6 protein-coding genes and 1 pseudogene are annotated in these 5322 nt (G+C 66.8%); 5 read left to right on the top strand and 2 right to left on the bottom strand.

Annotated elements, in window-relative coordinates:
* The 4 genes and pseudogenes from ACRDSQ_RS08630 to ACRDSQ_RS08645 form a co-directional block, all read left to right on the top strand.
* A pseudogene (locus tag ACRDSQ_RS08630) lies at window positions 1–104 on the top strand (succinate dehydrogenase hydrophobic membrane anchor subunit); the annotation flags it as partial.
* Between the two features lie 29 nt (window positions 105–133).
* Window positions 134–1885, top strand: coding sequence for a succinate dehydrogenase flavoprotein subunit (sdhA, locus tag ACRDSQ_RS08635; RefSeq protein ID WP_431420263.1), 1752 nt, complete (start codon window positions 134–136; stop codon window positions 1883–1885).
* A complete protein-coding gene (locus tag ACRDSQ_RS08640) occupies window positions 1885–2667 on the top strand; it encodes a succinate dehydrogenase iron-sulfur subunit (protein ID WP_431420265.1) in 783 nt (260 codons plus the stop codon). The genes sdhA and ACRDSQ_RS08640 overlap by 1 nt, the downstream gene beginning before the upstream one ends.
* A gap of 76 nt (window positions 2668–2743) precedes the next feature.
* Window positions 2744–3193, top strand: coding sequence for a hypothetical protein (locus ACRDSQ_RS08645; protein ID WP_431420267.1), 450 nt, complete (start codon window positions 2744–2746; stop codon window positions 3191–3193).
* 1 nt (window position 3194) lies between these two features.
* Here the strand turns inward: ACRDSQ_RS08645 and ACRDSQ_RS08650 are convergent, their stop codons facing one another.
* Entirely contained in the window at window positions 3195–3803 is a 609-nt protein-coding gene (locus ACRDSQ_RS08650; RefSeq protein ID WP_431420270.1) for a dihydrofolate reductase family protein, read from the bottom strand.
* A gap of 125 nt (window positions 3804–3928) precedes the next feature.
* Here ACRDSQ_RS08650 and ACRDSQ_RS08655 point away from each other — a divergent pair, with 125 nt between their 5' ends.
* Window positions 3929–4792, top strand: coding sequence for a LysR family transcriptional regulator (locus tag ACRDSQ_RS08655; RefSeq protein WP_431420271.1), 864 nt, complete (start codon window positions 3929–3931; stop codon window positions 4790–4792).
* A 9-nt stretch (window positions 4793–4801) separates the two neighbouring features.
* Here ACRDSQ_RS08655 and ACRDSQ_RS08660 read toward each other — a convergent pair.
* Window positions 4802–5322 (bottom strand): phosphotransferase family protein (locus tag ACRDSQ_RS08660; protein WP_431420272.1); only part of this gene is annotated, 521 nt, incomplete at its 5' end.

Consider the following 5322-nt stretch of genomic DNA (forward strand, 5'->3'; position numbering starts at 1 on the left):
CCACCCGGTTCTGGCTCAAGATGCTGCTCTACGTGTCCATGGCGGTGATCCTGGTGCTCGGCACCCTGGTGATCTTCACCTTCGACCCGGACATCCCCGCCTGAGCGCCGCACCCACCACAGGAGCAAGTGAGATGCAGTTCCACAAGTACGACGTGGTGATCGTCGGGGCCGGCGGCGCGGGCATGCGGGCGGCCATCGAGTCCGGCCAGCGGGCCCGCACCGCGGTGCTGACCAAGCTCTACCCGACCCGCTCGCACACCGGCGCGGCCCAGGGCGGCATGTGCGCCGCGCTGGCCAACGTCGAAGAGGACAACTGGGAGTGGCACACCTTCGACACGATCAAGGGCGGCGACTACCTGGTCGACCAGGACGCCGCCGAGATCATGGCGAAGGAGGCCATCGACGCGGTCCTCGACCTGGAGAAGATGGGCCTGCCGTTCAACCGCACGCCCGAGGGCAAGATCGACCAGCGGCGCTTCGGCGGGCACACCCGCAACCATGGTGAGGCCGCGGTCCGCCGCGCCTGCTACGCCGCCGACCGCACCGGTCACATGATCCTGCAGACGCTGTACCAGAACTGCGTGAAGCACGGCATCGAGTTCTTCAACGAGTTCTACGTGCTCGACATCTGTCTCACCGAGACGGAGAACGGCCCGGTCTGCACCGGCGCGATCGCCTACGAGCTCGCGACCGGCGAGATCCACGTGTTCTCCGCGAAGGCTGTCGTCTTCGCGACCGGCGGCTTCGGCAAGGTCTTCAAGACCACGTCGAACGCGCACACCCTGACCGGCGACGGCATGGGCATCGTGTACCGCAAGGGCCTGCCGCTGGAGGACATGGAGTTCTACCAGTTCCACCCGACAGGCCTCGCGGGCCTGGGCATCCTGCTCACGGAGGGTGCCCGAGGCGAGGGCGCGATCCTGCGCAACGCCTCCGGCGAGCGGTTCATGGAGCGCTACGCCCCCACCATCAAGGACCTCGCGCCGCGTGACATCGTCGCCCGGTCGATGGCCCTGGAGGTGCTGGAGGGACGAGGAGCGGGTCCGAACAAGGACTACGTGCTGCTCGACTGCACGCACCTGGGCGCGGAGGTCCTGGAGACCAAGTTGCCCGACATCACCGAGTTCGCCCGCACGTACCTCGCGGTCGACCCGGTGACCGAGCCGGTCCCGGTGTACCCGACCGCGCACTACGCGATGGGCGGCATCCCGACCAACATCCACGGCGAAGTGCTGCGGGACAACGACAACGTGGTGCCTGGTTTGTATGCCGCGGGCGAGTGCGCGTGCGTATCGGTGCACGGCGCGAACCGGCTGGGCACGAACTCGCTGCTCGACATCAACGTCTTCGGGCGTCGGGCGGGTCTGGCCGCGGCCGAGTACGCGAACAACCACGAGCACGTCGAGCTGCCGGAGAACCCCGCGGCGGCCGTGCAGGCGCAGGTCGAGCTGGTGCTGTCGGAGCACGGCAAGGAGCGGGTGGCCGACATCCGCACCGAACTGCAGGCCACGATGGACGCCAACGCGTCGGTGTACCGCACCGAGGAGACCTTGAAGCAGGCCCTGCACGACGTGCAGGCGCTCAAGGACCGCTACGCGCACATCACCGTGCAGGACAAGGGCAAGCGGTTCAACACCGACCTGCTGGAGGCCGTGGAACTGGGCTTCCTGCTGGAGCTGGCCGAGGTCCTGGTCGTCGGCGCGCTGGCGCGCAAGGAATCACGCGGCGGCCACGCCCGCGAGGACTACCCGCACCGCGACGACACGAACTTCATGCGTCACAGCATGTTCTACAAGCAGGGCGACGGTCTGAAGTCGGACATCCGGCTCGACTACAAGCCCGTCACCTTCACCCGGTACAAGCCGATGGAGCGCAAGTACTGATGACCGCCGCAACTGTCACTGACTCGGCCGGTGCCCGGGGCGACCAGCCGCCGGTGCCCGAGGGCGCCGTCACCATCACGGTGAAGATCCTGCGCTTCAACCCGGAGACCGACTCGGAGCCGCGCTGGGAGACCTTCGGCGTCCCCGCGCTGCCCACCGACCGGGTGCTGAACCTGCTGCACTACATCAAGTGGTACTTCGACGGGACCCTGACGTTCCGCCGGTCCTGCGCCCACGGCATCTGCGGCTCCGACGCCATGCAGATCAACGGCGTCAACCGGTTGGCGTGCAAGGTGCTGGTCAAGGACCTGATGGCGGCCAAGGGGAAGCAGACCACCATCACGGTGGCCCCGATCAAGGGCCTGCCGGTCCACAAGGACCTGCTCGTCGACATGGAACCGTTCATGGAGGCGTTCAAGGCGGTCAAGCCGTTCCTGATCACGTATGGGAACGAGCCGACCCGCGAGCGCATCCAGTCGGCGGCCGACCGCGAACGTTTCGACGACACCACCAAGTGCATCCTTTGTGCTTGCTGCACGACGTCTTGCCCGGTGTTCTGGAACGAGGGCTCGTACTTCGGTCCGGCGGCCATCGTCAACGCCCACCGGTTCATCTTCGACTCGCGTGACGAGGGCGCCCAGGAGCGGTTGGACATCCTGAACGACGCGGAGGGCGTGTGGCGGTGCCGAACGACCTTCAACTGCACGGACGCGTGCCCGCGTGGCATCCAGGTCACCAAGGCCATCCAGGAAGTCAAGCGCGCACTGCTGTTCCGCCGCTGATCTGAGTTGAGCCCACAACGGGTGTCGTCCACCATGGACGGCACCCGTTGTCGTTTCGGCCACGTCAGGGAGCGTCATGCGCACTCGTTTCGAGTTCGACGTCCACACGAAGGCCACGCCCGAGCAGGTCATCGAGCTGTTCACGGACTTCTCGGCGGATCGGCCCAAGCGCTGGCCCGCGCTCTCACCTCGTCAGTACCGGGTGTTCTCGGTCGGCGAGACCGAGGCCGACGTGCTGGAGGGGCAGGACCTGCCCAAGATCAACGCCCGCCGGCACTACAACTGGTCGACGCCGGGCAAGGTCGTCATGACCGTGACCGAAAGCGCCTACCTGGCCACGTCCAGCCTCCACACGGTTGAAGTCCGACCGGCGGCAGGCGGCGGCAGCGATCTCCACTGCGTCTGGGACAACACAGCCATCAACCTGCCCGCCAAGATCGGGGTCGGGATGATGCGGTTCATGGGCAAGAAGTTCTTCCGCACCTACTACAAGCGTGTCCTCGACCGGCTCGTAGAAACAGCCTGATTCAGGACAGCACGCGATAGGTCACGTGCGTGACCGCGCTCGCCGCCCGCGAAGCCACCTGCTCGAGATTCAGGGGCGGGACGCCGTCGAAAATCCGGACGCCCGCACCGATCGTGTACGGCACGATGTGCAGCCGCAGCTCGTCGATCAGCCCGGCGGCGAGGTACTGGTTGATGGTGCTCGCGCCGCCGTGGATCGAGACGTCGCCGTCGCCTGCCGCCTCGCGTGCCTGGGCCAGTGCCGACTCGATTCCGTCGGTGACGAAGTAGTACGTGGTGCCGCCTTCCATCGGCTGCGGGTCGCGCGGGTGGTGGGTGAGGACGAAGACCGAGGAGTGGAACGGCGGGTTGTCTCCCCACCAGCCATTCCACGGCCGATCCCAGTCGCCGCGCACCGGGCCGAACATGTTCCGCCCCATGATCACCGCTTTGGCGGAGTGCAGCTGGGCGATCTCGGCCCGGTTCTCCTCGGGGTTGTCGAACATCCAGGCGTGCAGCCGGTCGCCCCAGCCGTCGCCGCCGTCTTCGCCGAACGGTTGCTCCTCGGTCTGGTTGAGCCCAGCCGAGTAGCCGTCGGCCGTGATGGTTTGGTCGGCGATGACCCTGCCCATGTCCGTCTCCTCAATGTGCCGCCCATCGACTGACCCGATGAGCCCCCAGTACCTACCAGCATGGGCCATTTGATCCATGACGTCTAATGCCGATCTTGTAGCAGACTCATTGATAATCTTGATCCATGCTCAACCTGGTGCACCTCAAGGTCCTGGCCGCGGTGGCGCGCCACGGGTCGGTGACCAAAGCGGCGAAGGAGCTGCGCTACTCCCAGCCGTCGGTGAGCCACCACCTGTCTCGCCTGGAAGCGGCCGTCGGCGTCAAGCTCGTCCAGCGCGTCGGTCGTGGGATCCGGCTGACCCCGGAAGGGCGGCTGCTGGCCAACCGGGCAGGCGAGATCGTGGGAAGAGTCGACGCGGCCACTCGGGAGCTCGCGGCCCAGGTCGGTCTGCGGTCCGGGCGGATCCGCCTGGCCGCCAACGCGTCCGCGCTGAGCACGATCGTGCCCAAGGCAGCCACCCTGCTGGCCGAGGCGCATCCCGGAATCGAATTGAGCGTGTTCGACCGTCACCCGGACGCGGCGTTGCAGATGCTGCGGCACAGCGAAATCGACGTCGCCCTCATCTTCCGATACCCCGCCGCCCCCGTCGAGGAAGAAGGATTCCGCCTCGTCCACATCTGCGACGACCCGATCTACCTCGTCAGCAGACAACCCGACGACAGCGTCGCGAACCATCGCGACTCCCCCTGGATCGGCGGCTGCGACCGATGCCAGACCGAGCTGACCACCATATGCCGACGAGAAGGCTTCACCCCACGCATCGCATCCGTTAGCGACGACATGGTCGTCGTGCAAGCCCTCGTCGCCGCGGGAACAGGTGTCAGCACCCTGCCCGGACTCGCCCTCCAAGCCCACCGCCGACCCGACATCCACACCACCAAGCTCGACAGTTCCCCCCGTCAGCTCTACGCCGTCACCTACGGCGAACCACCGGACCCGCCCGCCTCCACAGCGCTGATCCAAGCCATCCACGACTCTGCTCAATGAAGCACCCCGTCACTGGACGTTGCCCCACCAAAGCCGTTCGACGATGAGTTCATCGAGGTTGCGTAGGCGCTCGACGGCCATCGGCGCGTGGGGGCCGGAGTGTTCGAGAGCGGCCCGCAGGTCGGAGCTGAGGTAGACCGCTTCACGGATTTCGCACTCGGCGCGGAGGGTTTCCGAGGGGGTGGCCGTGGCTCGGGCGATGACGTCGAGGACGGCTGCCAAGTGCGGGCCGCTGAATCGGGCGAGGAAGAACCAGTCGTCGATCGGATCCCCGAAGCGGGCCCATTCGAAGTCCAACAGCGCCGTCACGCGCCGGTCGTGGGCGAGCCAGTTGCCCCAGTGGCAGTCCGCGTGGATCGGAACGGTGGCGGAGGCATGCGACGGCGCACGGTCCGCTATCTCCCTCAGGCCGTCGAGCACTTGCCGGGGAATGACGCCGTCGCTGTTCAGGACGACGAGTTTCCCGATCTCGTCGGCGAGCGCGTCGTGACCGGTGAACCCACCGTGGTCGACGACTTCGGCCAGCGTCT

The organism is Actinokineospora sp. (assembly GCF_050699995.1).
Taxonomy (GTDB): Bacteria; Actinomycetota; Actinomycetes; order Mycobacteriales; family Pseudonocardiaceae; genus Actinokineospora.

Excerpts from the sequence above, each read along its gene's own strand:
- sdhA (WP_431420263.1), top strand. The coding sequence starts at position 134 with ATGCAGTTCCACAAGTACGACGTGGTGATCGTCGGGGCCGGCGGCGCG.
- ACRDSQ_RS08640 (WP_431420265.1), top strand. The coding sequence starts at position 1,885 with ATGACCGCCGCAACTGTCACTGACTCGGCCGGTGCCCGGGGCGACCAG.
- ACRDSQ_RS08645 (WP_431420267.1), top strand. The coding sequence starts at position 2,744 with ATGCGCACTCGTTTCGAGTTCGACGTCCACACGAAGGCCACGCCCGAG.
- ACRDSQ_RS08650 (WP_431420270.1), bottom strand. The coding sequence starts at position 3,803 with ATGGGCAGGGTCATCGCCGACCAAACCATCACGGCCGACGGCTACTCG.
- ACRDSQ_RS08655 (WP_431420271.1), top strand. The coding sequence starts at position 3,929 with ATGCTCAACCTGGTGCACCTCAAGGTCCTGGCCGCGGTGGCGCGCCAC.